The sequence below is a fragment of the Paracoccus sp. FO-3 genome (assembly GCF_006386455.1).
In the GTDB taxonomy this organism is placed as follows: domain Bacteria; phylum Pseudomonadota; class Alphaproteobacteria; order Rhodobacterales; family Rhodobacteraceae; genus Paracoccus; species Paracoccus versutus.
In genome coordinates this window covers 1-23,693 of sequence record NZ_VCBQ01000030.1, presented here as the reverse complement: position 1 = coordinate 23,693, position 23,693 = coordinate 1, and the positions used below count along the sequence as shown (strand labels likewise).

Genomic DNA, 23,693 nt, shown 5'->3' with positions numbered 1-23,693 from the left:
TCAGCCCCTTCCCTCGTCCAGCGCCGCATCGGCATGCTCGGCCGTGTCCGGCGCCGGCGCCGTCTCCGAAACGCCCTCCGCGGGGGCGGGGGCCTCGATCATGCGGTCCAGCGCATCGACGATCTCGCCCATCTGCGCGACCTCGGCCGCGCGGGCGGCGCGCAGCGATTCGACCTCGGCCTCCAGCGCGCGGCGGGCCTCGTCCTGCGCGCCGTCCCCCTGCTGCGCCGCGATCAGGGCGCGGTTGGCCTCGGCCAGCGCCTCGTTGGCGGCCGAAAGCCGCGCGGCCTCCTCCCCGGCCTCGACCAGGCGCCGATGCGCCTCGGCCAGCCTCTGCTCGCAGTCCGAAAGCGTGACGGACTGGCGCTCGTGCAGGGCGGCAAGCTCTTGCGAAAGGCGGCGGTTTTCGGCCTGAAGCTCGTGCAGCTGCGAGGCGGCCTCCGCATCCGCCGGGACGGGCTGCGGGGCATGCCGCGCCGCGGCGGTACGGTCCAGGAACTGGTCGATGCGGTCCAGGGCCGCGATCAGCCGTTTTTCACTGACGTTCAGATCATCTCTCATCGGCCAGGATCCTTTCGGGTCGCTTGTCCTTCGGGGCTCGCCCACCACTTTTCGCATTGCACCGGCCATATGACAAGGACGGGCGGGACGCGGCGGGGTTTTCCCGCCGGGCCTGCGGCGCCGCATCGGCTTTTCAGCCGCCGGATCGGACCCTATAAGGCGGCAAGCCTGCATGATGGAGAGAGACGCGATGCGCCGCGCAAAGATCACCCGCGAGACGGCCGAGACGCAGATCGAGGTCGAACTGGACCTCGACGGCAGCGGCCGCTACGACAACCGGACCGGCGTCGGGTTCTTCGACCACATGCTGGACCAGCTGGCCCGGCATTCGCTGATCGACCTGACCGTGCGGGCCAGGGGCGACCTGCATATCGACGACCACCACACGGTCGAGGATACCGGCATCGCCATCGGCCAGGCGCTGACGCAGGCGCTGGGCGACAAGCGGGGCATCCGCCGCTATGGCGCCTTCCACCTGGCGATGGACGATGCGCTGGTGCGCGCGGCGCTGGATCTGTCGGCGCGGCCCTATCTGGTCTGGAACGTGGATTTCCCGGCGCAGAAGATCGGCGGCTTCGACACCGAGCTGGTGCGGGAATTCTTCCAGGCGCTTGCGACCCATGGCGGGATCACGCTGCATGTCGACCGGCTGCACGGGCTCAACGCCCATCACATCGCCGAGGCGGCCTTCAAGGCCGTCGCCCGCGCCCTGCGCGAGGCGGTCGAGCCCGACCCGCGCATGGCGGGCGTGCTGCCCTCGACCAAGGGCGCGCTGTGATGCGGGTGGCGCTGGTCGATTACGACAGCGGCAACCTGCATTCGGCCGAAAAGGCCTTTGCGCTGATGGGGCGCGAGGCGGGGGCCGAGGTGGTGGTGACATCCGACCCGGCCGAGGTCGCGCGCGCCGATCGCATCGTGCTGCCGGGCGACGGCGCCTTTCCGGCCTGCCGGGCGGCGCTCGACGCCGTGCCGGGCATGGTCGAGGCGCTGCACGAGGCGGTGATCGCCCGCGCCGTGCCCTTCATGGGCATCTGCGTCGGCATGCAGATGCTGGCCGAGATCGGGCACGAATATCGCGACACCGCGGGACTGGGCTGGATCGGCGGCGAGATCGAGGCGATCCGGGCGCCCGGCCTGAAGGTGCCGCATATGGGCTGGAACGACCTCAGGGTGCTGCGCCCGCACCCGCTGCTCGACGGGATCGCCACGGGCGACCATGCCTATTTCGTGCATGGCTGGCAGTTCCGGGTCGCCGATCCCGCGCATCTGCTGGCGACCGCCGATTACGGCGGGCCGGTGACGGCGGTGGTCGGGCGGGACAACATCGTCGGCACCCAGTTCCACCCCGAGAAGTCGCAGGCCGTGGGGCTGCGCATCATCGGCAACTTCCTGCGCTGGCGCCCGTGACGGGCGGTGGCGGGGGCTCTGCCCCCCGCCTTCCAGGCCCCTCGACGGGGCCTGGAAGGCGTCCCCCGGAGTATTTGGAAAACGGAGAAAGCCGCAGCGGAAGCCGGGCGGCTATTTGACCCGCACCCATTGCTGCGTCTTGCAGAAGACCGCGACGCAGCCCGAGACGTTCAGCGTCTTGCCGTCGAGCTGCATCTTCGAATTGTAGGTCTTGTCGGCGCCGGGATCCCAGATCGTGCCGCCCGAGAACTTGCCGCCGCCCTCGTCGGCCATGCCGGCGACGATGTTCTTGCCGTCATGGGGCGACTTGATCTGCTTGCCCGCCTTGTCGAAGCTTCTGACCAGCCGGCCGCAATACTTGCCGTCGCAGTCGTAGAACTCGACCATGCCGACATTGCCGTCGTCATTGGCCTGGGTCTGGAAGATGCCGCCGATGCCCTGGGCCTGCGCGGTGGCGCCCGCAAGCGCGAGCAGCGTGGCAAGAGCCAATGTCCTCATGGTGATTCCCCCCTCCCCAGGGTTATGGTCCGGGCCGCAGGATGGGCGCGCCCCGGGCCGCCGATCAAGCCTGACGTGAGGTCGCGGCCGGCGGATCCGGGGCCTTTCGGTCCGCCGCCGGCTGTGGCAAAGGGGCGCCACGCTATCAGGAGAGATGCGATGATCCTTTATCCCGCGATCGACCTCAAGGACGGCAATTGCGTGCGCCTGCTGCGCGGCGACATGGAGGCGGCGACCGTCTTCGGCTCGGACCCCGCCGCGCAGGCCCGCGCCTTCCAGGATGCCGGGGCGGAATGGCTGCATCTGGTCGACCTGAACGGCGCCTTCGCCGGCAAGCCGGTCAACGCCGCCGCGGTCGAGGCGATCCTGGCCGCCATCGACGTGCCCGCCCAGCTGGGCGGCGGCATCCGCGACATGGCCACCATCGAGGCCTGGCTGGAACGCGGGCTGGCGCGGGTGATCCTGGGCACGGTGGCGGTCGAGCAGCCCGACCTGGTGCGCGAGGCGGCGATGGCTTTCCCCGGCAAGATCGCCGTCGGCATCGACGCCCGCAACGGCCGGGTCGCAACCCGCGGCTGGGCCGAGGAGACCGACGTGATGGCCGTCGACCTGGCGCATCGCTTCCAGGACGCGGGCGTTGCCGCGATCATCTATACCGACATCGACCGCGACGGCGCCATGGCCGGCCCCAACATCGCCGCGACCGAGGCCCTGGCGCGGGCGGTCAACATTCCGGTCATCGCCTCGGGCGGGGTTTCCTCGATGCAGGATCTGCTGGCGCTGCGCGCGACCGGGGTCATCGCCGGGGCGATCTCGGGCCGGGCGCTCTACGACGGCGCCATCGACCTTCATGCGGCGCTGAAGGCGCTGGCCTGAGCGCGCGGGGCGAGGTAACAAGGCATCATGCTGAAGACCCGTGTGATCCCCTGCCTGGATGTCGCCGATGGCCGCGTGGTCAAGGGCGTGAACTTCGTCGATCTCGTCGATGCCGGCGACCCGGTCGAGGCGGCGCGCGCCTATGACGCCGCCGGCGCGGACGAGATCTGTTTTCTCGACATCCATGCCACGCATGAGAATCGCGGCACCATGTACGACCTGGTGACGCGCACCGCCGAGGCCTGCTTCGTGCCGCTGACCGTGGGCGGCGGCGTGCGCAGCCACAAGGACGTGCGCGACCTGCTGCTGGCGGGCGCGGACAAGGTCAGCTTCAACTCGGCCGCCGTCGCGAACCCCGACGTGATCGCCGAGGCCGCCGACCGCTTCGGCAGCCAGTGCATCGTCTGCGCCATCGACGCCAAGACCGTGGCGCCGGGCAAGTGGGAGATCTTCACCCATGGCGGCCGCAAGCCCACCGGCATCGACGCCGTGGAATTCGCCCGCACCGTCGCCGCCAGGGGCGCGGGCGAGATCCTGCTGACCAGCATGGACCGCGACGGCACCAAGTCGGGCTTCAACATCCCGCTGACCCGCGCCGTGGCCGATGCGGTCGGCATCCCGGTGATCGCCTCGGGCGGGGTCGGCATGCTGGAGCATCTGGCCGAGGGCGTGCTGGAGGGCCATGCCTCGGCGGTCTTGGCCGCCTCGATCTTCCATTTCGGCACCTTCACCATCCGCGAGGCCAAGGAGCATCTGGCCGCCGCCGGCATCCCGGTGCGGCTGACATGAGCGATCCCCTGCCCACCGGCCTGCACCGCCTGGCCGGGACAATCGCCGCGCGCAAGGGCGCCGACCCGGAGAGCAGCTGGACCGCCAAGCTGCTGGCCAAGGGCCCCGAGAAATGCGCCGAGAAATTCGGCGAAGAGGCCGTCGAGGCGATCATCGAGGCGGTCAAGGGCGACCGCGAGCGGCTGATTTCCGAGGCGGCCGATACGCTTTACCACCTGCTGGTCATGCTGGCGGCGCGCGACGTGACGCTTTCCGACGTGGAAAATGAACTCGACCGCCGCGAGGGGCGTTCGGGGATCGAGGAAAAAGCGTCTCGAAAGTGACAATATGCTGGACATGCTGGCGGGCGAGTTCTCGCGCCCCATGAGCCTGCCCGCCGGCGTGGTCGCCTTGCGGCTGACCATGGCGGTTCTGCTGGGCGGGGTGATCGGCTGGGAGCGCGAGGTGAAATCCCGCGCCGCCGGGCTGCGCACCCATATGCTGATCGCGCTGGCCGCGGCCTGCTTTACGCTGGTGGCGATGGAACTGGTCGATTTCAGCCCGGTGAACGAGCAGCAGCAGCGCACCGACCCCCTGCGGCTGATCGAGGCGGTGACGGCGGGCGTGGCCTTCCTGGCCGCGGGGTCCATCGTCATCAACAAGGGCAATGTGCGCGGCATCACCACCGGCGCCTCGATGTGGCTTTGCGGCGCCATCGGCCTGTGCTGCGGCACCGGCGACCTGCGCCTGGCGCTGATGGCCACCGCCATGGCCATGGTGGTGCTGTATCTGATCCGCGTCCTGGTCAGCCCCGCCGCCCGCGACGTGGCGGAGGGGGAAGAGGACTAGGGCGCGACCGGCACAACCTTGACCGCGCCGCCCTGCGCCGAAAGCGCGATCTCGCCGGCCGCCAGCCGCAGCGCGTCGCGGCCGAAGACCTCGGCACGCCAGCCCGACAGCGCCGGCAGGTCGCGCATGCCCGAGGCGATGGCGTCCAGATCCGAGGCCGAGGCGATCAGCCGCGGCGCCACCCCGGCCGCATCGGCCTTGGCCTTCAGCAGCACCCGCAGCAGCTCCGCCAGCGCGGCATTGCCCGGCCGGCCCGGCTCGTCGGGGGCGGGCTTGGGCAGATCCTTGGCCTCGACCCCGGCCTTGACGGCCGAAAGGATGCCATTGGCGATCTCGCCACGGCGTGCGTCGCGCAGAAGCAGCCGCGACTTGGCCAGGTCGGCCTCGGACAGCGGCTTGGTCGAGGCCAGCTCGATCAGCGCGTCGTCCTTGAACACGCGGGCGCGCGGAATGTCGCGTTCCTGCGCATAGGTCTCGCGGAAACGCGCCAACTCGCGCACCACGGCCAGGAAGCGGGGCGAGCCGGAGCGGGTGCGCACCCGCTCCCACGCCTCTTCCGGGCGGGTGATGTAGGTTTCGGGGTTCAGAAGCACCGCGACCTCTTCGGCCAGCCAGGGCGCGCGCCCGGTCTTGTCGAGCTGGGTCGAGAGGAACTCGTAGATCGCCCGCAGATGCGTAACGTCGGCCAGCGCATAGGCCGCCTGCGCATCCGAGAGCGGCCGGTGCGACCAGTCGGTAAAGCGCGACGACTTGTCCAGCGGCTGGCGCGCGATCTTCTTGACCAGCGTTTCGTAGCCGACCTGCTCGCCAAAGCCGCAGACCATGGCGGCGATCTGGGTGTCGAACAGCGGATCGGGCATCACGCCCGCGTCGTGGAAGAAGATCTCCAGATCCTGCCGCGCGGCATGGAATACCTTGACCGTCGCCTTGTGGCGGAAAAGGTCGTAGAGCGGCTCGAGCGACAGCCCCTCGACCAGCGGGTCGATCAGCACCGCCGAGCCCCCCGCCGCCTTCGCGGCCGAGGCCGGGGGCAGCGCGGCCTGGATCAGGCAAAGCCGGGAATAATAGGTCCGCTCGCGCAGGAATTCGGTGTCGAGCGTGACATAGGGCTGGGTCTTGGCCAGGGCGCAGAACTCGGCCAGTTCGGCCGTGGTGGTCAGGGTGCGGATCTCGGGCTTTTGATCGTTCGTTGCTTTTGCGGGCATAGGGTTCCTTCAGGGGGCGGTCCTTCCGCCGGCGATTCCCTTCGGGATTATCGAAGGTTCGCCGAAATTCAAGGCACGACCCGGCGTTTCAACGCGGTTCGATGTCGCCCTGTGCCCGCATTGCCTCGAATCGGGCAACGAACTCGGCCAGGGTTCCGCCCGCGATGGCGTCGCGCAGCCCGGCCATCAGCTCCTGGAAGTAATGCAGGTTGTGCCAGGTCAGCAGCATCCCCGAGATCATCTCGCCGGCGCGGAAGACGTGATGCAGATAGGCGCGACTGTAGCCGGTGCAGGCCGGGCAGCTGCAATCGGCGTCCAGCGGGCGCGGGTCGTCGGCATGGCGGGCGTTCTTGATGTTGACCTGCCCGCGCCGGGTCCAGGCCTGCCCCGTGCGCCCCGAGCGCGAGGGCAGCACGCAATCCATCATGTCCACCCCGCGAACCACCGCGCCGACGATGTCGTCGGGCTTGCCCACGCCCATCAGGTAGCGCGGCTTGTCCTGCGGCAAGAAGCCCGGCGCATAGTCCAGCACGCCGAACATCGCCTCCTGCCCCTCGCCCACGGCGAGACCGCCGATGGCATAGCCGTCGAAGCCGATCGCCTTCAGCGCCTCGGCCGATTCCTCGCGCAATTCGCGGGTGACGCCGCCCTGCATGATGCCGAACAGCGCATGTCCCGGCCGGTCGCCGAAGGCGTCGCGGCTACGCTCGGCCCAACGCATCGACATGCGCATGGATTTCGCCACCTCCTCCTCGGTCGCGGGCAGCGCCGGGCATTCGTCGAAGGCCATGACGATGTCCGAGCCCAGCAGGCGCTGGATCTCCATGCTGGTCTCGGGCGAAAGGTGGTGCTTGGAGCCGTCGACATGGCTGGAGAAGGTCACGCCCTCTTCCGTCAGCTTGCGCAGGCCCGCCAGCGACATGACTTGGAAGCCGCCCGAATCGGTCAGGATCGGGCGCGGCCAGTTCATGAACTTGTGCAGCCCGCCCAGCCGGGCGATGCGTTCGGCGCCGGGGCGCAGCATCAGGTGATAGGTGTTGCCCAGCAGGATGTCGGCGCCGGTGGCGCGGACCGATTCGGGCAGCATCGCCTTGACCGTGGCGGCGGTGCCCACGGGCATGAAGGCGGGGGTGCGGATCTCGCCCCGCGGGGTCTGGATCACGCCGCTGCGGGCGCGGCCGTCGGTGGCGTGGACGGTGAATTGGAATCTGTCGCTCATGCCTGCGCAGATAGGGGGTTTCGCCGGCGGATGCAAAGCCGCCCTTACGCCCCGGCCGCGCGCAACAGTTTCGCCCGTTCCGGGGGAATGGCCCGGATCTCCAGCCCGGTGAAGACATGCAGCGTATCCATCTGCCGATCCACCACCGCATGGTCGCTGACCCAGCCCCCCATGGCGAGGTATGAGCGCAGAAGCGGCGGCATCGCCGCCATCGCCCGGCGCGGGTCCGCCTTGCGCAGCCGCAGCGCGCGGGCAAAGCGAAACACCTGCGGCGCCTTGACCCGCGGCAGCCAGCGCTTCGGCGCCAGATGCCGCTCGCGCAGCATGGCGAACGCGTCCTCGTAGCCGTGGATGTCGGTGCCGGCAAAGCTGGAGCAGCCGAACAGCATCTCGATGCGCGCGTCGTCGACATGCCGCGCCAGCGCGCCCCAGGCCAGGCGCAGGATGTCCGGGTCGTGCCATTCCGGGTGGATGCAGAAGCGGCCGATCTCGACCATGGGGCCGCGGAAATCGCGCAGCCGCGACAGGTTGTAATGGCGCGCGGAATAGCTGTCGCCGATCTGGGCGCCGCAGGTCAGCGTCAGCATGCGAAAGCACGCGACCAGCCTGCCGCCGGCCTTGTCGCGAATCAGCACATGGCTGCATCGGTCGTCGTAATCGTCGGCATCCAGCGGCGGCTCGCCATCCCCCGCGCCCGCACCGCGCCGGCCCAGAAAGCAAAGCCAGCGCAGCCGCTGCGCCTCGCGGATCTCTGCGGGGCCTTCGGCAAAGCCGACCTGGTAACGGCCCTTGCTGAGTGAAATCATGGCGTTCCCGCCCGGCCCGTAAACCGGCCCGCTCCGACTTGTTAACATCCATACTGCGCCTATCTTGTAACAGCAGCATGGCAGGATTGAAGGGCCAAGATGTCGGAACGGATCATCAAGAGCGACGCGGAATGGCGGGCAGCGCTGGACGCCGAAACCTATCGCGTGACGCGGCAGGCGGGGACCGAGCGGCCGTTCTCGCATCCGGGCTTTCCCAAGGGGCCGGGGCATTACGAATGCGCCTGTTGCGGGGCCCGGCTGTTCGAGGGCGACGCCAAGTTCGAAAGCCATTGCGGCTGGCCCAGCTTTTCCCGCCCCAGCCCGGCGGGCGACATCGACGAGCATCGCGACACCAGCCACGGCATGATCCGCACCGAGGTGCGCTGCCACCGCTGCGACGCGCATCTGGGCCATGTCTTCCCCGACGGCCCGCCGCCGACGGGCCTGCGCTATTGCATCAACGGCGTGGCGCTGCGCTTCGTGCCGGAGCCGGGCTGAAGGGCGGCCAAGCCGCTGAAAGGGGACGCCCGGCAAGGCGCCCCGCCCCACCCCGATCAATCGCCTAGGAAATCCCCGGCCTGGACGCGGCCGACATTGCCCAGAAGCTGGCGGATCAGGCCAAGGCTGGTCACGCCGGTATCGGTGACGCGGCGCGACAGCACCACGACCTGCCCGCGCTCCAGCCCGAAGCGCTCGACATTGCTGACCACGCCGCTTTCGGCGAAGCTGATGGCAACCACCTGGCGGTCGATCTCGCGCGGTTCGCGCGGGCCGTAGAACTGCCAGCGCGAGCCCACGTAATACCAGGCCGAGCCGGTCAGCAGCCCCTGCGCCGAAGGCCGGCCGATCAACCCTTCCAGCTCGGCCTGCGGGGTCTGGCCGACGACGACCTGGGCCAGCTGCTCCTCGGGCGGGATATAGCCGTGGTTGCGATAGGTGGCCTGGCAGGCGGAAAGGCCCAGAGGTGCGGCCAGTGCAAAAGCCATGAGCTGCCGCCGGGAAATCTTCATCTTTTCTCTGCCCTCTTACGCGCCTGTTGACGCCGCGCGACCGGCTTAGCAAACTCATGCCCCACGCTCAAGAATATCCAGACCAAGGGCGGTTTTGCCCGCGAAAGGCCACCGATGACCGATTCCAAAGCCCCGCAGACCCGGTTCCGGGTGGCCCATCTGAACCCGCGCCAGCCGACCGATTTCGCGCTGGCCCCCACAGCGCCCGCCCGCCGGGCGCTGGCGGCAGAGCTGGGGCTGATCGCCCTGCCCCGGCTGGATTTTTCCGGCCGCATCCGCGCCGTGGCCAGCGACGCCTGGGAGGTGACGGGGGCGCTTTCGGCCCGCGTCGTGCAGCCCTGCGTGGTGACGCTGGCCCCGGTCGAGACCGAATTGCGCGAATCCCTGCACCGCGTCTTTTCGCCCCATGCCGGCACGCCCGAAGGCGACGAGGTCGAGATGCCGGACGAGGATCTGGAGCCCCTGGGCCAGTTCATCGACATCGAGACGATCATGACCGAGGCGCTGGCGCTGGCGCTGCCGCTTTACCCGCGGGCCGAGGGCGCGGCGCTCGACGCCCCCGAACCCCCGCCCGAGGAAGAGGCGCGCAAGCCCTTCGCCGGGCTTGCCGACCTGCTGAAAAACCCCAAGGATTCCTGAACTAGGCGGAACGCTGGGCGATCTGCCAATCCGGCGCCATTTCCGGCCCCAGGTTCAGCGGCGCCAGCATGCCCGCGCCCAGGATGTGATCGGCGGCCTTCTCCCCGGTCATGATCGAGGGCGCATTCAGGTTGCCGTTGGTGATGCGCGGAAAGACCGAGCTGTCGGCGACGCGCAGCCCCTCGACCCCGATCACCCGCAGCTCCGGGTCGACCACCGCCAAGGGGTCGTCGGCCGCGCCCATCCGCGCCGTGCCGCAGGGGTGGAATGCCGACTCGGCATGGTCGCGGATGAAGGCGTCGATCTGGTCGTCGCTCACCACGCCCTCGCCGGGCTGGATCTCGTGGCCCTTGTAGGCGGCGAAGGCGGGCTGGGCAAAGATCTCGCGCGTCAGCCGCACGCAGGCGCGGAACTCGGCCCAGTCGTCGGGATGCGACATGTAGTTGAAGCGGATCTCGGGCGCCTGCTTGGGATCGGCGGATTTCAGCCGCACCGTGCCGCGCGACTTCGACCGCATCGGCCCGACATGGACCTGGAAGCCGTGCCCCTCGGCCGCCGCCCGGCCGTCGTAGCGCACGGCCAAGGGCAGGAAGTGATACTGGATATCCGGGTATTCCACCCCGGCGGCCGAACGGATGAAGCCGCAGCTCTCGAACTGGTTCGAGGCCCCGAGGCCCGTCCCCGTCGCCAGCCATTGCGCCCCGATCGAGCCCTTCCCCCACAGGTTCCAGTGCTTGTAGAGCGTGACCGGCTGGGTCGCGGTATATTGCATGTAGACCTCCAGGTGGTCCTGGAGATTCGCGCCCACGCCCGGCCGGTCCGCCAGGATCTCGATGCCATGCGCGCGCAGATGCTCGGCAGGGCCGATGCCCGACAGCATCAGAAGCTTCGGCGTATTGATCGAACTGGCCGAAAGAATCACCTCCTGCCGCGCGCGGAACACGGTGATGCCGCGGGTGTTGCCGACCTCGACGCCCACGGCGCGGCCGTCCTCGAAGACCACCCGCCGCGCCAGCCCGCGCCGCAGCCGCAGCAGCCCGGTCTCCTGCGCCGGGCGCAGATAGGCATTGGCGGCCGACCAGCGCCGCCCCTCCCAGATCGTCGCCTCCATGGCGCCGAAGCCTTCCTGGCGGGCGCCGTTGTAATCCTCGGTCGTCGGATAGCCGGCCTCGCGCCCGGCGCGGATGAAGGCGTCGAACAGCGGGTTCTTGCGCGAACCGCGCGTCACATGCAGCGGCCCCTCGCTGCCGCGATAGTCGCTGACCGCGCCATGCGAGGTCTCCATGCGCTTGAAATAGGGCAGCACGTCGGCATAGGCCCAGCCCGCCGCCCCGCTCTCGGCCCAGAAGTCGAAATCCCTGGCATGGCCGCGCACGAAGACCATGCCGTTGATCGAACTCGACCCCCCGACCACCTTGCCGCGCGGCGTGACCAGCCGCCGCCCGCCCAGATGCGGCTCGGGCTCGGATGAAAACCCCCAGTCATAACGGCGCATGTTCATCGGATAGCTCAGCGCCGCCGGCATCTGGATGAAGGGCCCGACATCGCTGCCGCCATATTCGACGATGTCCACGCGCTTGCCGGCCATCACCAGCCGGTAAGCCAGCGCGCAGCCGGCAGAGCCGGCGCCGACGATCACATAATCCGGGATCACGCCTGCCTCCCCTGCATCGCCCTGGCGGGCTTCTTCGTTGTCCAAATACCCATGCCGACCGTGCCGCCGGCGCGGCGCCGATCAATAGGGCGCATCGACGCCTCCCATGCCGACATAGACCGATTTCAGCTGCGAATAATGCTCGATGGCCGCGGCCGAGTTCTCGCGCCCGATCCCCGACAGCTTGACGCCGCCAAAGGGCGCCTCGACCGGGGTCAGGTTATAGGCATTGATCCAGGTGGTCCCGGCCTGCAAGGCCGCCGCGACCCGGTGGCCACGCGCCAGGTCGCGGGTGAACACCCCGGCCGCCAGTCCATAGGGCGAGGCATTGGCGCGGGCGACGGCCTCCTCCTCGGTCGCGAAACCCAGCACCGACATGACCGGGCCGAAGATCTCCTCGCGCACGATCCACATGTCATCCGAGGCATCGGCAAAGACGGTCGGCGGCACGAAGGCGCCCTCGCCCGGCCCGCCGCAGACCAGCCGCGCGCCCTCGTCGCATCCGCGTTGGATGGCAGCGCGGATCTTCGCCGCCTGGCCTGGGCTGACGATGGGGCCGTGCTGGGTCGCCTCGTCCAGCGGATCGCCGATCTTGATGTTCGCCACCCGCTCGGCCAGCCGGTCCAGGAAGGCGGGCAGGATGCCCTGCTGCACGAAGACCCGCGTCCCGTTCGAGCAGATTTGGCCCGAGGAATAGAAATTCGCCAGCATCGCCGCGCCGACCGCATCCTCCAGCGAGGCGTCGTCGAAGACGACCAGCGGCGACTTGCCGCCCAGTTCCATCGTCACATGCCGCATGCCCTCGGCCGCCGCGGCATAGACCCTTTGCCCGGTCGCGACCGAGCCGGTCAGCGACACCTTGGCCACGCGCGGATCCGTCACCAGCGCCGCACCGACCGCGCCGCGGCCCTGCACCACGTTGAAGATGCCGGCCGGCAAACCGGCCTCGGCCAGGATCTCGGCCAGCTTCAGGGCGCCCAGCGGGGTTTCCTCGCTGGGCTTGAAGACCATGGCATTGCCCATGGCCAAGGCAGGCGCCGCCTTCCAGCAGGCGATCTGGCTGGGATAGTTCCAGGCGCCGATGCCGGCGCAGACCCCCAGCGGTTCGCGAATCGTATAGACGAAATCGCCGCCCAGCGGGATCATCTGCCCGGTGACGGTCGGCGCCAGCCCGCCGAAATATTCCAGCGCATCGGCGCCCGAGGGCCAGTCGGCCACCCGCGTCTCCTGGATCGGCTTGCCGGTGTCCAGCGTCTCCAGCCGCGCCAGTTCCTCGCCCCGTTCGCGGATGATCTGCGCCGCCCGGACCAGCACCCGGCCGCGCTCGACCGGGCGCAGCGCCGCCCAGGCCGGCTGCGCGGCGGCAGCGGCGGCGGTCGCCTGCGCTACCTGCGCCGGGGACGCCTCGCGCAGCCGCGCGATCACCGCGCCGTCATAGGGGTAATGCACCGGCAGCGCCGCGCCCTCGCCCTCGACATGGGCGCCGTCGATGTAAAGGCTTGCCGGCGGTTGCGCGTCATGGCTCATGGCAGCACCTTTTCCAGATAGTCCAGCGTGGTTCGTTCGGCAGCGGCGGCATCGGCCTCGTTGGACAGCGCCGCGCGCAGGTAAAGCCCGTCGATCAGCGCCCCCAGCGTGCGGGCGATGGGCTCGGCCCCCGCCCCGGCCAACGGGCGCAAGGCCGTCAGCAGATTCGAGGCGAGCCGGCGGTGATAGACCCGCAACAGCCGCGCCGCCTCGGGCTCGACCAGCGCCAGCGCATAGAAGTTCAGCCAGGCGGCGATAGTATCGTGTTCGAAATTGGCGCCGTCGAAACTGGCGGCGATGATGGCGCGCAGCCGCTCCTGCGGCGTTTCGGCGCCGCGCAGCGCAGCGCGGGTCGAGTCGCCGTATTGCGCCAGGATATGCCGCATCGCCGCCAGGAAGATCCGCTCCTTCGAGCCGAAATAGTGATGCGCAAGCGCCGAGGACATGCCCGCCGCGCGCGCGATCTGCGCCACGGTGACGTCCAGCGAGCCCGCCCGGCCCACCGTGGCAATCGCGGCGTTGATCAGCGCCGCTTTTCGGATAGGTTCAGCGCCAAGCTTGGGCATGACAGGACACCATGGTGCAATTCCGTTGGAAAATTCGTGCAAGAGACCCGTATCTGGCAGATCATTGATTGACTCGTCAATCAATGAAAGCCTTAATCACATCACCCGTCAACGAACCTAGGAGATAAAGATGACATTTCGCCGCACTTCCGCAGCTCTTGCCGCCGGGCTGGTCGCCTCGCTCGCCACGGCCGGCATCGCTGCGGCGCAAGAGCCGATGGAGTGCCGCAAGGTCGTCTTCTCGGACGTGGGCTGGTCCGACATCAGCGCCACCACCGCGCTGGCCTCGACCGTGCTGGGGGCGCTGGGGTATCAGACCGAAACCAAGATCCTGTCGGTGCCCGTGACCTATACGGCGCTGTCCACCGACGACGTGGACGTGTTCCTGGGCAACTGGATGCCGACGATGGAGGCCGACATCGCCCCCTATCGCGAGGCGGGCACCGTGGACATCCTGCGCACCAACCTGACCGGGGCGAAATACACGCTGGCGACGAACAAGGCCGGGGCCGAGCTGGGCATCGCCGATTTCGCCGGGATCGCCGCGCACAAGGACGCGCTGGAGGGCAAGATCTACGGCATCGAGCCGGGCAACGACGGCAACCGCCTGCTGCTGGAGATGGTGGCCGGGAACAAGTTCGACCTGGGCACCTTCGAGGTCGTCGAAAGCAGCGAACAGGGGATGCTGGCGCAGGTCGCGCGCGCCGAGGCCGCCGGCAAGCCGGTCGTCTTCCTGGGCTGGGAGCCGCATCCGATGAACAGCCAGTTCCAGATGACCTACCTGGCCGGCGGGGACGAGGTCTTCGGCCCCGATTTCGGCGGCGCGCGCGTCGATACCAATACCCGCGCCGGCTATGCCGAGACCTGCCCGAACGTCGGCAAGTTCCTGCAGAACCTGGAATTCACCCTGCCCATGGAGAACGAGGTCATGGGCCTGATCCTGAACGACGGCATGCAGCCGGCCGAGGCGGCGCTGAAATGGCTCCGCGCCAACCCGGAAGCGGCGCAGCCCTGGATCGCGGGCGTCACCGCCGCCGACGGCGGCGATGCGCAGGCGGCGCTGGACAAGGTGCTTTCCGAATAAGGGCCGGGCAGGCGGGGGCGCCGCCGCCTGCTCCGCCTTGCTCATGGGACGGTTTTCTCTACCCTGGCCGGGATGGCGCGTCCGGGCCGTGCCGCCGCGACCCTGCGGCGCAACCCCCTGGAGCCCCGACGATCCCGCACGGCAGAAAGAAAGGGACGCATGGACCAACTGACCGCATTCCTGACCGAGACCAAGATCCCGGTGGGCCGGACCGCCAAGGCGATCTTCGACTGGCTCAACGCCCATGCCGCCGTGGTCTTCAATGCCGTCTCGCGGCTGATGGAGGGGCTGATCGGCGGCATCCTGAGGATGCTGGAATTCCCGCATCCGCTGGTCTTCACCCTGCTGGCCGTGGCCCTGACCTGGGCCTTGCAGCGCAGCTGGAAGACCTGCCTGCTGGTCGCCCTGGGCTTCCTGTTCATCCTCAACCAGGGCTATTGGAAAGAGACGATGCAGTCGCTGACCCTGGTGCTTGCCGCCTGCGTCGTCTGCATGGCGATCGGCGTGCCCATGGGCATCGCCGCCGCGCACCGGCCGCGGCTTTACGCCTGGATGCGGCCGGTGCTGGACCTGATGCAGACGCTGCCGACCTTCGTCTACCTGATCCCGGCCATCGTCTTCTTCGGCATCGGCATGGTGCCCGGCCTGATCGCCACGGTGATCTTCGTGCTGCCGGCGCCGATCCGGCTGACGCATCTGGGCATCTCCTCGACGCCCAGGGCGCTGGTCGAGGCCGCCACCGCCTTCGGCGCCACCCCGCGCCAGCTGCTATGGAAGGTCGAGCTGCCAAGCGCCACGCCGCAAATCATGGCCGGGCTGAACCAGACCATCATGCTGTCGCTGTCCATGGTCGTCATCGCAGCGCTGGTCGGCGCCTCGGGGCTGGGCGTGCCGGTGGTCCGGGCGCTGAACAGCGTGAACACGGCGCTGGGTTTCGAAAGCGGCTTCATCATCGTGGTGGTCGCGATCATGCTGGACCGGATGCTGCGGGTAAGGGGGCGCCATGACTGAGGCCAGGCAAGCCGCGCATAACGCGGTCGAGTTCGACAATGTGAACATCGTCTTCGGCGACGCGCCCCAGGCCGCGCTGCCGCTGATGGACCAGGGCCTGGACCGCGGCCCGATCAAGGCCGAGACCGGGCAGGTGCTGGGCGTCCACAACTGCTCGCTGACCGTGCGCGAGGGCGAGATCCTGGTGCTGATGGGCCTTTCCGGCTCGGGCAAGTCCACGCTCTTGCGGGCGGTGAACGGGCTCAACCCGGTCTGCCGCGGCGAGGTGCGGGTCTGGGACGGCGACCGCATGGCCTCGGTGACCAAGGCCTCGGGCGCCGAGCTGCGCCGGCTGCGCCGCGAATGCATCGCCATGGTCTTCCAGCAATTCGGCCTGCTGCCCTGGCGCTCGGTGCGCGAGAACGTCGGGCTGGGGCTGGAGCTGGCCGGCATCCCCGCCGCCGAACGCCGCCGCCGCGTCGATGCGCAGCTGGCCACCGTCGGCCTGGCCGACTGGGCCGAGCGCAAGGTGGGCGACCTGTCGGGCGGCATGCAGCAGCGCGTGGGCCTGGCGCGCGCCTTCGCCACCGAGGCGCCGATCCTGTTGATGGACGAGCCCTTCTCGGCGCTGGACCCGCTGATCCGCAACCGGCTGCAGGACGAATTGCTGGAATTGCAGAAGCGGTTCCGCCGCACCATCGTCTTCGTCAGCCACGACCTCGACGAGGCGTTCCGCATCGGCAACCGCATCGCGCTGATGGAGGGCGGCCGCATCGTCCAGGTCGGCACCGCGCGCGAGATCATCGCCCATCCGGCGAACGCCTATGTCGAGGATTTCGTCGCCCACATGAACCCCTTGGCGGTGCTGAGGGCCGAGGACATGGCCGAGCCGGGCGAGGCCACCGGCACCCCCATCGACCGCCAGACCCCGGTGCGCCAGGTCATCCAGGCCATGACCGAGACCGGCGCCGAGATGCTGCCCTTGCAGGGCGGCGGCCGGGTGACGCGGCAGGGTATCATGTCGCGCCTGGTGGTGCAGCGCGGCCAGGCCGGCGGCGCGCTGGAACACCCGGCCTAGCTTTCCCGCGTCGCCTCGGCCGGCGGGGTGATCGTGGGGCGCCGCAGCCGCGCCTCGCGCCAGGTGATATAGCTGATGGCGCCGATCATGATCGCGCCGCCGACCAGCACCCACAGGTCGACCGGCTCGGCAAAGGCCAGCGCGCCCAGAAGGCTGGCCCAGATCAGCTGCAGCAGGGTGACGGGCTGCGTCACCGTCAGGGGCGCGGCGGCAAAGGCCCGCGTCATCGCGTAATGCCCGGCGGTGGCGAAAAAGGCGGTGCAGGCCAGCACCGCGCATTGCACCAGCGTCGGCGGCACCCAGACCAGCGCCGCAACCGGCGCCAGGCCGATGCAGACCGTCAGCGACATCATCGCCACCACGACCGAGGCCGGCACCAGTTCCGACAGCCGCTTCGCCACCAGGTAGGAGCCGCCAAAGATCACCGCGGCGCCCAGCTGCGCCAGGTGGCCGGGCTCCAGCGCGCGGATGCCGGGCCGCAGCACGATCATCGCCCCCGCCAGCGCCACGGCGATGGCCAGCCCGCGCCGCCACGAGATCCGCTCGCCCATCAGCAGCGCCGCGCCCAGCGTGACCACGACCGGGTTGAGAAAGCCGATGGCGGTGACCTCGGCCACGGTGATGCGGGCCATGGCATAGAACCACAGGATCACCGCCAGCACATGCAGCCCGCCGCGCAGCGCGAAAAGCGCCCAGATGCGCGGGGCGAAGCCCTGCCGCAGCGCCGGCGCCAGCGCCGGGACCAGGAACAGCAGCCCGAAGGCGAAGCGGATGAAGGCGCCCTCGGCCGCGGGCAGCGCCTGCCCCAGCCAGCGCACCGTGCCGTTGACCGCGACGAAGCACAGACCCGCCACCAGCATCCACAGGATGCCCGGCAGGTCGTTGCGCGCAAGGGAATGGGTTGTCCTGCTCATCCCCACAGCCATGCCCTGCCGGCACGGCCGGCGCAAGGCTCAGCCGCCCAGCAGCAGGCCCAGGGCGATCGACCACATCACCAGCCCGACCAGCCCGTCCAGCACCCGCCAGGCCGCCGGCCGCGCGAACAGCGGCGACAGCCAGCGCGCGCCGTAACCCAGCGCAAAGAAGAACAGCACCGAGCCCGAGACCGCGCCGGCGACGAAGCCCGGCTTGTTCTCCCACCCCGCCGAGACCGAGCCGATCAGCACCACCGTATCCAGCCAGACATGCGGGTTGAGCCAGGTCAGCCCCGCCAGCACCAGAAGCGTGGCGCCCAGCCCCGCGGCAGGGCCCTGCCCGGCCCGCAGCGCCTCGCCGCCGCGCCAGGCGGCGCGAAAGGCGCGCGCGCCATAGGCCAGCAGGAAGGCCGCCCCGCCCCAGCGCATCGCCGCCAGGAACCAGGGCGCCTGCGCGGCGATGGCGCCCGCGCCCAGCACCCCGGCGGTGATCAGCACCGCATCCGAGACCGCGCAAAAGGCGCAGGTGGCCAGCACGTGCCGGCGCATCAGCCCCTGCTTCAGCACGAAGGCATTCTGCGCCCCGATGGCGACGATCAGCGACAGGGCGGTGCCAAGACCGGCGAAATAGGCATGCATGCGGCTCTCCTTCGCCCGCCGTCTTGCCCTGGCCCGTCACTTCAGGCAAATTCAAAATCGTTACGCTGGTTAAGGTTGCCTTAATGCTCGACTATGCCGCCCTGGCCGTGCTGGCCGAGATCATCCGCCGCGGCAGCTTCGAGGCGGCGGCGGCAGCGCTCGGCGTCACCCCCTCGGCAGTGTCGCAGCGCATCAAGGGGCTGGAAGAGCGGCTGGGCCAGGTGCTGGTCCATCGCGGCCCGCCGGCCCGCGGCACCGAAACCGGACTGCGGCTGATGCAGCATCTCGACCAGGTGCGGCTGCTGGAAACCACGCTCGCCGCCAGCCTGCGCCCGCCCGGACCGGCGGTGCTGCGGCTCGCGGTCAATGCCGACAGCCTGGCGACCTGGTTCCTGCCGGTGATGGCGGCGCTGCCGGCGCTCTACGACCTGGTGCTGGACGACCAGGACCATGCCGGCGACTGGCTGCGCCAGGGCCAGGTCTCGGCGGCGATCAGCTCCGACCCCGACCCGGTGCCGGGCTGCGACGCGCTGCCCTTGGGCGCCATGCGCTACCTGGCGCTGGCCACCCCCGATTTCCGCGCCCGGCACTTCCCCGACGGCGTGACCGAGGCCGCGCTGCGCGCCGCCCCCGCCGTCATCTTCAACGCCAAGGACGCGCTGCAATCGCGCTGGGCGCACAGGGCCATAGGCCGGCCGCTGCACCTGGCGGGCCACCTGATCCCGGCCTCGGAACCCTTTGCCCGCGCCATCGAACTCGGTCTCGGCTGGGGCATGGTCCCCGAAGCCATGGCCGCCCCGGCGCTGCGCGACGGCCGGCTGCAACCGCTGCTCCCCGACCTGGCCCTGGACGTGGCGCTCTACTGGCATGTGCAGCGCGCCATGGCGCCCGCCCTCGCCCCGCTGACCGCCGCCATAAGGAAAAGGGCCGCAGCAGAACTGCGACCCTGATTTCTCTGTTCCCCCAATACCCCCGCCGGAGGCGGAAATTCAAAGCTGCGCCGCCACATCCTCGGGAATGTCGAAATTCCCGGTGACGTTCTGCACGTCGTCGTCCTCTTCCAGCGCGTCGATCAGCTTCATCAGCTTCTGCGCCGTCTCCAGGTCGATCTCGGTCGGCGCCTGCGGCTTCCAGATCAGCTTGGCATGCTCGGATTCGCCCAGGGAAGCCTCCAGCGCATTCGAGACCTCGGCCAGGTCGGTGTCCGAGGTATAGATCCAGTGCCCGTCCTCGTCGCTTTCGACATCCTCGGCCCCGGCCTCGATCGCGGCCAGCATCACCGTGTCGGCATCGCCCGCGCCGGCCGGATACAGGATCTCGCCCTTGCGGTCGAACATGAAGCTGACCGAGCCGGTCTGGCCCAGGTCGCCGCCATATTTGGTGAAATAGCTGCGCACGTTCGACGCGGTGCGGTTGCGGTTGTCGGTCATCGCCTCGACGATGATGGCGATGCCGTTGGGGCCATAGCCCTCGTAGCGGATCTCGTCATAGCTCTCGGCATCGCCGCCCTGCGACTTCTTGATGGCGCGGTCGATCACGTCCTTCGGCATCGAGTTCGACTTGGCTTCCTTCACCGCAAGGCGCAGCCGCGGGTTCTTGTCGGGGTCAGGGTCGCCCATCTTGGCGGCGACGGTGATTTCTTTGGCCAGTTTCGAAAACAGCTTCGAGCGCAGCTTGTCCTGCTTGCCCTTGCGATGCTGGATATTGGCCCATTTGGAATGGCCTGCCATGGTATTTCCCGGAAATTTGGATATGTGCTGCGGCTTTTAGTCAGCCAGGGCGCAGGCCGCAAGCATTACGCCCGATTCTTGACGATCTCGGCCAGCACGTAAAGCCGCAGGGCGGTGGCCAGCCCCACCTCGGGCGGGCGGGCGGCGTCGATCTGGGCGATCAGCGCTGCGGTGGTGCGGCCGCCGACGCGGGCCATGCCGCGCAGCTCGCGCCAGAAGGCATCCTCCAGGCTGACCGAGGTGCGATGCCCGCCGATGGTGATCGAGCGCTTCACCGGCGCGGACATCGGCGGCAGCGGCGGCAGGTCACTCATCGCCTTGCTCCGGCCCCTTGCGATGCTGGTCCAGGTGCCGGGCGGCGCGCGCGGCGGCGTCCTGCTCGGCCAGCTTCTGGACCTTGCTGCGGCCGAATTTCGCCGCATTCTCGTCGCCCTGCCTGCGGGCGGAATCGCGGGCGGCGGATTTGCGCGCCGCCCGCAGGTTCACGACCTTGCCTGAACCGGACCCGGCCAAGATCAGTCTTCCGGGCCGATCATCTGCTCGGGCCGCACGATGCGGTCGAAGGTCTCGCCGTCGACGAAGCCGAGCGCGATGGCCTCCTCGCGCAGCGTGGTGCCGTTCTTGTGCGCGGTCTTGGCCACCTTGGTCGCATTGTCATAGCCGATGGTCGGCGCCAGGGCCGTCACCAGCATCAGCGATTCCTTCATCAGCTTCTCGATGCGGGGGATGTTCGCCTCGGTGCCCACGACCATGTTGTCGGTGAACGAACCCGCCGCATCGCCCAGAAGCTGCATGGATTGCAGCACGTTGTAGCTCATCATCGGGTTGTAGACGTTCAGCTCGAAATGGCCCTGCGAGCCGGCGAAGCCGATGGCGGCGTCATTGCCCATGACATGGGCGCAGACCATGGTCAGCGCCTCGGCCTGGGTCGGGTTGACCTTGCCGGGCATGATCGACGAGCCCGGCTCGTTCTCGGGCAGGATCAGCTCGCCCAGGCCCGAGCGCGGGCCCGAGCCCAGCAGCCGCATGTCGTTGGCGATCTTGAACAGAGAGGCGGCCACGGTCTTCAGCGCGCCCGAGAAGAACACCATCGCGTCATGCGCGGCCAGCGCCTCGAACTTGTTCGGCGCGGTGACAAAGGGCAGGCCGGTGATCTCGGCGATCTTGGCGGCGATGGCCGTGTCCCAGCCCTTTTTCGTGTTCAGCCCGGTGCCGACGGCGGTGCCGCCCTGCGCCAGCTCGTAGATGTCGCCCAGGGCCAGCTTCACCCGCTCGATGCCCTTCTGGACCTGATGCGCATAGCCGCCGAATTCCTGGCCCAGGGTCAGGGGCGTCGCATCCTGGGTATGGGTGCGGCCGATCTTGATGATGTCCTTGAATTCCTCGGACTTCGCGACCAGCGCCTTGTGCAGCTTTTCCAGCCCCGGCAGCAGCACGTCGCGCGCCTGCATGGCGATGGCGACATGCATGGCGGTCGGGAAGGTGTCGTTCGACGACTGGCCCATGTTCACGTGGTCGTTCGGATGGACCGGCTTCTTCGAGCCCATCTCGCCGCCCAGGATCTCGATGGCGCGGTTCGAGATCACCTCGTTGGCGTTCATGTTCGACTGCGTGCCCGAGCCGGTCTGCCAGACCACCAGCGGGAAGTTGTCGTCGAACTTGCCCGCCACCACTTCCGCGGCCGCCTGCACCATGGCCTTGCCGATGGCCGGGTCCAGCTTGCCGCTGGCCATGTTCACCTCGGCCGCGGCCTGCTTGATCGCACCCAGCGCGCGGATGATCGGCACCGGCTGGCGTTCCCAGCCGATCGGGAAGTTCTGGATCGAGCGCTGGGTCTGGGCGCCCCAATACTTGTCGGCGGGCACCTCCAGCGGGCCGAAGCTGTCGGTCTCGGTGCGGGTGGTCTTGGTCATGGCATGCTCCCTCACGGTGTTGCGGGGGTTCTAGGCCCGATGGCGCGGATTGGCAATCGGCATGCCGTGGTATGCCATGCGCTAACAGCGCCTCACTTGCGCCATTTGTCCAGGCTGACCACCTCGGCGCCGCCCTTCGCGCCCTCCTCGCCCGGCGCCTCGGCCACGGGCGGTTCTTCCTCTTCGGGCTCGTCCTCTTCCTCTTCGTGGTTCTCGAAACGCAGGCCGAACTCGACCGAAGGGTCCACGAAGGTGCGCAGCGCGTCGAAGGGGATATAGAGCGGCTCGGGCGAATTGCCGAAATTCAGCGTGATGTGAAAGCCCTCGGGCGTGACCGAGAGATCCTCGAACCAATGCTGGATGACGATGGTCATCTCGTCGGGATAGCGCTCGCGCAGCCAGTCGGCCATCTGCACCTGCGAATCGCGGGTGTCGAAGGTGATGAAGAAATGATGCTCGCCCGGCAGCCCCTCGGTGGCCACCGTTTGCAGCACATCCGCGATCAGCCGCTGCATGGCCCGGTGCATCATTCCGCCGTAATCTATTCCGCGTGCCATGGCGTCCTCCGTCGTGATTGGGGGCCAGCATAGGGAATTGAGGCGGCTTGAAAAGCCCCTTGCGCCGCTGCCGGGCGCGACCGCCGGCCGGCTTCTTCGTTCCCCAAATACCCGAAAAACCGCGCCGGAAGCGCGGCCGCAAAGCCATGGAGGATGAAGGGGAAAGATGGCGCGGTTGACGGGGCTCGAACCCGCGACCCCCGGCGTGACAGGCCGGTACTCTAACCAACTGAGCTACAACCGCGCATCTTTTCGGCGATATATGGTGGTGGTGGCGCGGTTGACGGGGCTCGAACCCGCGACCCCCGGCGTGACAGGCCGGTACTCTAACCAACTGAGCTACAACCGCGCATCTTTTCGGCGATATATGGTGGTGGTGGCGCGGTTGACGGGGCTCGAACCCGCGACCCCCGGCGTGACAGGCCGGTACTCTAACCAACTGAGCTACAACCGCGCATCTTTTCGGCGATATATGGTGGTGGTGGCGCGGTTGACGGGGCTCGAACCCGCGACCCCCGGCGTGACAGGCCGGTACTCTAACCAACTGAGCTACAACCGCGCAGACCACTTCCCCCGGATCGCCGTCCGGGGTGCGAGGGGGTTTACGCATGGCGGCGGATGCCGTCAAGGCCGATCTTGTGCAAAAAATGCAAGGGCGCCCCGAAAGGCGCCCCGCTTTGGTCCGAAAACGGCCGCAAGCCTTATTTCCGCACGGTCTTCTCGTCGAAATCCGGCAGGGCCTCCAGTTCGGCCTTGGTGTAGTTGGTGGCGAAGAAGGTGTCGTTGCCGATGGTCACCAGGTGGATCGCATCCACGCCCAGCAGCACCTTCTTGGCGCCGATGCCCAGGAAGCCGCCGATATCGGCGACATAGCCGACGACCTGGGCCGAATCATCCAGCACGATGTCGTTCACCTTGGCGATGTCCTGCCATTCGGCCGGTCGCTCCTCGAGCGCGGGCTCGGTCCATTCGGTGGTCGAGGGCTGGTTGGTGGTCCAGATGCGGCGGCTGGTCAGCCAGCTCGACAGCACGCCCGGCTCGGCCTCCGAGATCGCCGGCGGGTTGACGTCGGGCGGCGTCACCGGCGCCTCGGCCGAGGCATCCGCGGCGGCATCGGCCGCGTCGCCCGCGGCATCGGCGGCTTCCTCGGCGGCGCCGGCGGCATCGGTCGCGGCATCCTCGGCCGCTTCGGGCACGGCGTCG

The 23,693-nt window shown here is 68.9% G+C and carries 29 protein-coding genes and 4 tRNA genes; 12 read left to right on the top strand and 21 right to left on the bottom strand.

Translation table 11 applies throughout. The features are described from left to right. Entirely contained in the window at positions 1-561 is a 561-nt protein-coding gene (locus FE811_RS10550; RefSeq protein ID WP_244294957.1) for a hypothetical protein, read from the bottom strand. A gap of 190 nt (positions 562-751) precedes the next feature. Here FE811_RS10550 and hisB point away from each other — a divergent pair, with 190 nt between their 5' ends. Both hisB and hisH read left to right on the top strand, forming a co-directional pair. Further along, positions 752-1,339, top strand: a complete 588-nt coding sequence (gene hisB / locus FE811_RS10545; RefSeq protein WP_116221087.1) for an imidazoleglycerol-phosphate dehydratase HisB — start codon at positions 752-754, stop codon at positions 1,337-1,339. Next, a complete protein-coding gene (gene hisH / locus FE811_RS10540) occupies positions 1,339-1,968 on the top strand; it encodes an imidazole glycerol phosphate synthase subunit HisH (protein WP_036749507.1) in 630 nt (209 codons plus the stop codon). The genes hisB and hisH overlap by 1 nt, the downstream gene beginning before the upstream one ends. 111 nt (positions 1,969-2,079) lie before the next feature. Here hisH and FE811_RS10535 read toward each other — a convergent pair whose 3' ends face one another. Continuing rightward, positions 2,080-2,466, bottom strand: coding sequence for a DUF2147 domain-containing protein (locus FE811_RS10535; protein ID WP_116221088.1), 387 nt, complete (start codon positions 2,464-2,466; stop codon positions 2,080-2,082). A 159-nt stretch (positions 2,467-2,625) separates the two neighbouring features. Between FE811_RS10535 and hisA the strand changes: the two genes are divergently transcribed. From hisA to FE811_RS10515, 4 genes are read left to right on the top strand one after another with little or no spacing between them, the layout of a single operon-like run. Beyond that, positions 2,626-3,342: a 1-(5-phosphoribosyl)-5-[(5-phosphoribosylamino)methylideneamino]imidazole-4-carboxamide isomerase gene (hisA, locus tag FE811_RS10530; protein WP_072460773.1), complete on the top strand. Its 717-nt coding sequence runs from the start codon at positions 2,626-2,628 to the stop codon at positions 3,340-3,342. 27 nt (positions 3,343-3,369) lie between these two features. Beyond that, positions 3,370-4,131, top strand: a complete 762-nt coding sequence (gene hisF / locus FE811_RS10525; RefSeq protein ID WP_116221089.1) for an imidazole glycerol phosphate synthase subunit HisF — start codon at positions 3,370-3,372, stop codon at positions 4,129-4,131. Beyond that, positions 4,128-4,454 (top strand): phosphoribosyl-ATP diphosphatase, encoded by a 327-nt coding sequence (locus tag FE811_RS10520; RefSeq protein WP_036749496.1) that lies wholly within the window; start codon positions 4,128-4,130, stop codon positions 4,452-4,454. The genes hisF and FE811_RS10520 overlap by 4 nt, the downstream gene beginning before the upstream one ends. A 4-nt stretch (positions 4,455-4,458) precedes the next feature. Further along, positions 4,459-4,959, top strand: a complete 501-nt coding sequence (locus FE811_RS10515) for an MgtC/SapB family protein (protein WP_036749493.1) — start codon at positions 4,459-4,461, stop codon at positions 4,957-4,959. Here the strand turns inward: FE811_RS10515 and rnd are convergent. From rnd to FE811_RS10500, 3 genes are all read right to left on the bottom strand, one after another. After that, positions 4,956-6,128, bottom strand: coding sequence for a ribonuclease D (gene rnd, locus FE811_RS10510; protein ID WP_036749739.1), 1,173 nt, complete (start codon positions 6,126-6,128; stop codon positions 4,956-4,958). The two genes, FE811_RS10515 and rnd, sit on opposite strands and share 4 nt — an antisense overlap. A gap of 124 nt (positions 6,129-6,252) precedes the next feature. Beyond that, the gene (gene tgt, locus FE811_RS10505) at positions 6,253-7,383 is read right to left on the bottom strand and encodes a tRNA guanosine(34) transglycosylase Tgt (protein ID WP_072460774.1); all 1,131 of its coding nucleotides are present in this window, start codon (positions 7,381-7,383) and stop codon (positions 6,253-6,255) included. Between the two features lie 44 nt (positions 7,384-7,427). Continuing rightward, positions 7,428-8,189 (bottom strand): GNAT family N-acetyltransferase, encoded by a 762-nt coding sequence (locus tag FE811_RS10500; protein ID WP_116221091.1) that lies wholly within the window; start codon positions 8,187-8,189, stop codon positions 7,428-7,430. Between the two features lie 99 nt (positions 8,190-8,288). Between FE811_RS10500 and msrB the strand changes: the two genes are divergently transcribed. Beyond that, a complete protein-coding gene (gene msrB / locus FE811_RS10495; protein WP_036749485.1) occupies positions 8,289-8,687 on the top strand; it encodes a peptide-methionine (R)-S-oxide reductase MsrB in 399 nt (132 codons plus the stop codon). 56 nt (positions 8,688-8,743) lie between these two features. On the opposite strand, the gene FE811_RS10490 is transcribed toward msrB, so the two are convergent. Further along, complete coding sequence (locus tag FE811_RS10490) at positions 8,744-9,175, bottom strand: outer membrane protein assembly factor BamE (RefSeq protein ID WP_240540457.1); 432 nt, start codon at positions 9,173-9,175, stop codon at positions 8,744-8,746. Positions 9,176-9,313: 138 nt separating this feature from the next. On the opposite strand from FE811_RS10490, the gene FE811_RS10485 reads away from it, so the two are divergent. Beyond that, entirely contained in the window at positions 9,314-9,838 is a 525-nt protein-coding gene (locus FE811_RS10485; RefSeq protein WP_116221092.1) for a DUF177 domain-containing protein, read from the top strand. A gap of 1 nt (position 9,839) precedes the next feature. Here the strand turns inward: FE811_RS10485 and betA are convergent, their stop codons facing one another. The 3 genes from betA to betI form a co-directional block, all read right to left on the bottom strand. Then, a complete protein-coding gene (gene betA / locus FE811_RS10480; RefSeq protein WP_370362673.1) occupies positions 9,840-11,489 on the bottom strand; it encodes a choline dehydrogenase in 1,650 nt (549 codons plus the stop codon). A gap of 84 nt (positions 11,490-11,573) precedes the next feature. Beyond that, complete coding sequence (gene betB, locus FE811_RS10475) at positions 11,574-13,019, bottom strand: betaine-aldehyde dehydrogenase (protein WP_116221093.1); 1,446 nt, start codon at positions 13,017-13,019, stop codon at positions 11,574-11,576. Next, a complete protein-coding gene (gene betI / locus FE811_RS10470; protein WP_116221094.1) occupies positions 13,016-13,585 on the bottom strand; it encodes a transcriptional regulator BetI in 570 nt (189 codons plus the stop codon). The genes betB and betI overlap by 4 nt, the downstream gene beginning before the upstream one ends. A gap of 130 nt (positions 13,586-13,715) precedes the next feature. Between betI and choX the strand changes: the two genes are divergently transcribed. The 3 genes from choX (at position 13,716) to choV (ending at position 16,737) form a co-directional block, all read left to right on the top strand. Further along, complete coding sequence (gene choX, locus FE811_RS10465; protein WP_116221095.1) at positions 13,716-14,669, top strand: choline ABC transporter substrate-binding protein; 954 nt, start codon at positions 13,716-13,718, stop codon at positions 14,667-14,669. Positions 14,670-14,828: 159 nt separating this feature from the next. After that, complete coding sequence (gene choW, locus FE811_RS10460) at positions 14,829-15,680, top strand: choline ABC transporter permease subunit (protein ID WP_116221096.1); 852 nt, start codon at positions 14,829-14,831, stop codon at positions 15,678-15,680. Then, positions 15,673-16,737 carry a choline ABC transporter ATP-binding protein gene (gene choV / locus FE811_RS10455; RefSeq protein WP_036749460.1) on the top strand — a complete coding sequence of 355 codons (1,065 nt, stop codon included), beginning with the start codon at positions 15,673-15,675 and terminating at the stop codon, positions 16,735-16,737. The genes choW and choV overlap by 8 nt, the downstream gene beginning before the upstream one ends. On the opposite strand, the gene FE811_RS10450 is transcribed toward choV, so the two are convergent. Both FE811_RS10450 and FE811_RS10445 read right to left on the bottom strand, forming a co-directional pair. Then, a complete protein-coding gene (locus tag FE811_RS10450; protein WP_244294958.1) occupies positions 16,734-17,651 on the bottom strand; it encodes a DMT family transporter in 918 nt (305 codons plus the stop codon). The two genes, choV and FE811_RS10450, sit on opposite strands and share 4 nt — an antisense overlap. Before the next feature lie 39 nt (positions 17,652-17,690). After that, complete coding sequence (locus FE811_RS10445) at positions 17,691-18,290, bottom strand: LysE/ArgO family amino acid transporter (protein WP_114536122.1); 600 nt, start codon at positions 18,288-18,290, stop codon at positions 17,691-17,693. A gap of 83 nt (positions 18,291-18,373) precedes the next feature. Between FE811_RS10445 and FE811_RS10440 the strand changes: the two genes are divergently transcribed. Next, a complete protein-coding gene (locus FE811_RS10440; RefSeq protein ID WP_072460782.1) occupies positions 18,374-19,240 on the top strand; it encodes a LysR family transcriptional regulator ArgP in 867 nt (288 codons plus the stop codon). 39 nt (positions 19,241-19,279) lie between these two features. Here the strand turns inward: FE811_RS10440 and FE811_RS10435 are convergent, their stop codons facing one another. The 10 genes from FE811_RS10435 to FE811_RS10390 form a co-directional block, all read right to left on the bottom strand. Next, the gene (locus FE811_RS10435; protein ID WP_036749451.1) at positions 19,280-20,020 is read right to left on the bottom strand and encodes a YebC/PmpR family DNA-binding transcriptional regulator; all 741 of its coding nucleotides are present in this window, start codon (positions 20,018-20,020) and stop codon (positions 19,280-19,282) included. 65 nt (positions 20,021-20,085) lie between these two features. Further along, complete coding sequence (locus tag FE811_RS10430; protein WP_116221098.1) at positions 20,086-20,334, bottom strand: ribbon-helix-helix domain-containing protein; 249 nt, start codon at positions 20,332-20,334, stop codon at positions 20,086-20,088. Further along, positions 20,327-20,533, bottom strand: a complete 207-nt coding sequence (locus FE811_RS10425; protein WP_072460783.1) for a DUF4169 family protein — start codon at positions 20,531-20,533, stop codon at positions 20,327-20,329. Before FE811_RS10425 ends, FE811_RS10430 begins: the two co-directional genes overlap by 8 nt. A 2-nt stretch (positions 20,534-20,535) precedes the next feature. Continuing rightward, positions 20,536-21,933: a class II fumarate hydratase gene (gene fumC / locus FE811_RS10420; RefSeq protein WP_116221099.1), complete on the bottom strand. Its 1,398-nt coding sequence runs from the start codon at positions 21,931-21,933 to the stop codon at positions 20,536-20,538. Between the two features lie 92 nt (positions 21,934-22,025). Beyond that, positions 22,026-22,490 (bottom strand): SspB family protein, encoded by a 465-nt coding sequence (locus tag FE811_RS10415; protein WP_084196773.1) that lies wholly within the window; start codon positions 22,488-22,490, stop codon positions 22,026-22,028. 167 nt (positions 22,491-22,657) lie between these two features. Further along, positions 22,658-22,734, bottom strand: a tRNA-Asp gene (locus FE811_RS10410). A gap of 28 nt (positions 22,735-22,762) precedes the next feature. After that, a tRNA-Asp gene (locus tag FE811_RS10405) sits at positions 22,763-22,839 on the bottom strand. Between the two features lie 28 nt (positions 22,840-22,867). Then, positions 22,868-22,944 (bottom strand) — tRNA-Asp (locus FE811_RS10400). Positions 22,945-22,972: 28 nt separating this feature from the next. Next, positions 22,973-23,049: transfer RNA gene (locus FE811_RS10395), tRNA-Asp, on the bottom strand. A 142-nt stretch (positions 23,050-23,191) separates the two neighbouring features. Then, positions 23,192-23,693: PRC-barrel domain-containing protein (locus FE811_RS10390; protein WP_181180852.1), on the bottom strand; the 502-nt coding region annotated here is incomplete at its 5' end.

What these genes read in the sequence shown, in the direction of transcription:
- FE811_RS10550 (WP_244294957.1), bottom strand. Translation starts at nt 561, where the DNA reads ATGAGAGATGATCTGAACGTCAGTGAAAAACGGCTGATCGCGGCCCTG.
- hisB (WP_116221087.1), top strand. Translation starts at nt 752, where the DNA reads ATGCGCCGCGCAAAGATCACCCGCGAGACGGCCGAGACGCAGATCGAG.
- hisH (WP_036749507.1), top strand. Translation starts at nt 1,339, where the DNA reads ATGCGGGTGGCGCTGGTCGATTACGACAGCGGCAACCTGCATTCGGCC.
- FE811_RS10535 (WP_116221088.1), bottom strand. Translation starts at nt 2,466, where the DNA reads ATGAGGACATTGGCTCTTGCCACGCTGCTCGCGCTTGCGGGCGCCACC.
- hisA (WP_072460773.1), top strand. Translation starts at nt 2,626, where the DNA reads ATGATCCTTTATCCCGCGATCGACCTCAAGGACGGCAATTGCGTGCGC.
- hisF (WP_116221089.1), top strand. Translation starts at nt 3,370, where the DNA reads ATGCTGAAGACCCGTGTGATCCCCTGCCTGGATGTCGCCGATGGCCGC.
- FE811_RS10520 (WP_036749496.1), top strand. Translation starts at nt 4,128, where the DNA reads ATGAGCGATCCCCTGCCCACCGGCCTGCACCGCCTGGCCGGGACAATC.
- FE811_RS10515 (WP_036749493.1), top strand. Translation starts at nt 4,459, where the DNA reads ATGCTGGACATGCTGGCGGGCGAGTTCTCGCGCCCCATGAGCCTGCCC.
- tgt (WP_072460774.1), bottom strand. Translation starts at nt 7,383, where the DNA reads ATGAGCGACAGATTCCAATTCACCGTCCACGCCACCGACGGCCGCGCC.
- FE811_RS10500 (WP_116221091.1), bottom strand. Translation starts at nt 8,189, where the DNA reads ATGATTTCACTCAGCAAGGGCCGTTACCAGGTCGGCTTTGCCGAAGGC.
- msrB (WP_036749485.1), top strand. Translation starts at nt 8,289, where the DNA reads ATGTCGGAACGGATCATCAAGAGCGACGCGGAATGGCGGGCAGCGCTG.
- FE811_RS10490 (WP_240540457.1), bottom strand. Translation starts at nt 9,175, where the DNA reads ATGGCTTTTGCACTGGCCGCACCTCTGGGCCTTTCCGCCTGCCAGGCC.
- FE811_RS10485 (WP_116221092.1), top strand. Translation starts at nt 9,314, where the DNA reads ATGACCGATTCCAAAGCCCCGCAGACCCGGTTCCGGGTGGCCCATCTG.
- betB (WP_116221093.1), bottom strand. Translation starts at nt 13,019, where the DNA reads ATGAGCCATGACGCGCAACCGCCGGCAAGCCTTTACATCGACGGCGCC.
- betI (WP_116221094.1), bottom strand. Translation starts at nt 13,585, where the DNA reads ATGCCCAAGCTTGGCGCTGAACCTATCCGAAAAGCGGCGCTGATCAAC.
- choX (WP_116221095.1), top strand. Translation starts at nt 13,716, where the DNA reads ATGACATTTCGCCGCACTTCCGCAGCTCTTGCCGCCGGGCTGGTCGCC.
- choW (WP_116221096.1), top strand. Translation starts at nt 14,829, where the DNA reads ATGGACCAACTGACCGCATTCCTGACCGAGACCAAGATCCCGGTGGGC.
- choV (WP_036749460.1), top strand. Translation starts at nt 15,673, where the DNA reads ATGACTGAGGCCAGGCAAGCCGCGCATAACGCGGTCGAGTTCGACAAT.
- FE811_RS10450 (WP_244294958.1), bottom strand. Translation starts at nt 17,651, where the DNA reads ATGAGCAGGACAACCCATTCCCTTGCGCGCAACGACCTGCCGGGCATC.
- FE811_RS10445 (WP_114536122.1), bottom strand. Translation starts at nt 18,290, where the DNA reads ATGCATGCCTATTTCGCCGGTCTTGGCACCGCCCTGTCGCTGATCGTC.
- FE811_RS10440 (WP_072460782.1), top strand. Translation starts at nt 18,374, where the DNA reads ATGCTCGACTATGCCGCCCTGGCCGTGCTGGCCGAGATCATCCGCCGC.
- FE811_RS10435 (WP_036749451.1), bottom strand. Translation starts at nt 20,020, where the DNA reads ATGGCAGGCCATTCCAAATGGGCCAATATCCAGCATCGCAAGGGCAAG.
- FE811_RS10430 (WP_116221098.1), bottom strand. Translation starts at nt 20,334, where the DNA reads ATGAGTGACCTGCCGCCGCTGCCGCCGATGTCCGCGCCGGTGAAGCGC.
- fumC (WP_116221099.1), bottom strand. Translation starts at nt 21,933, where the DNA reads ATGACCAAGACCACCCGCACCGAGACCGACAGCTTCGGCCCGCTGGAG.
- FE811_RS10415 (WP_084196773.1), bottom strand. Translation starts at nt 22,490, where the DNA reads ATGGCACGCGGAATAGATTACGGCGGAATGATGCACCGGGCCATGCAG.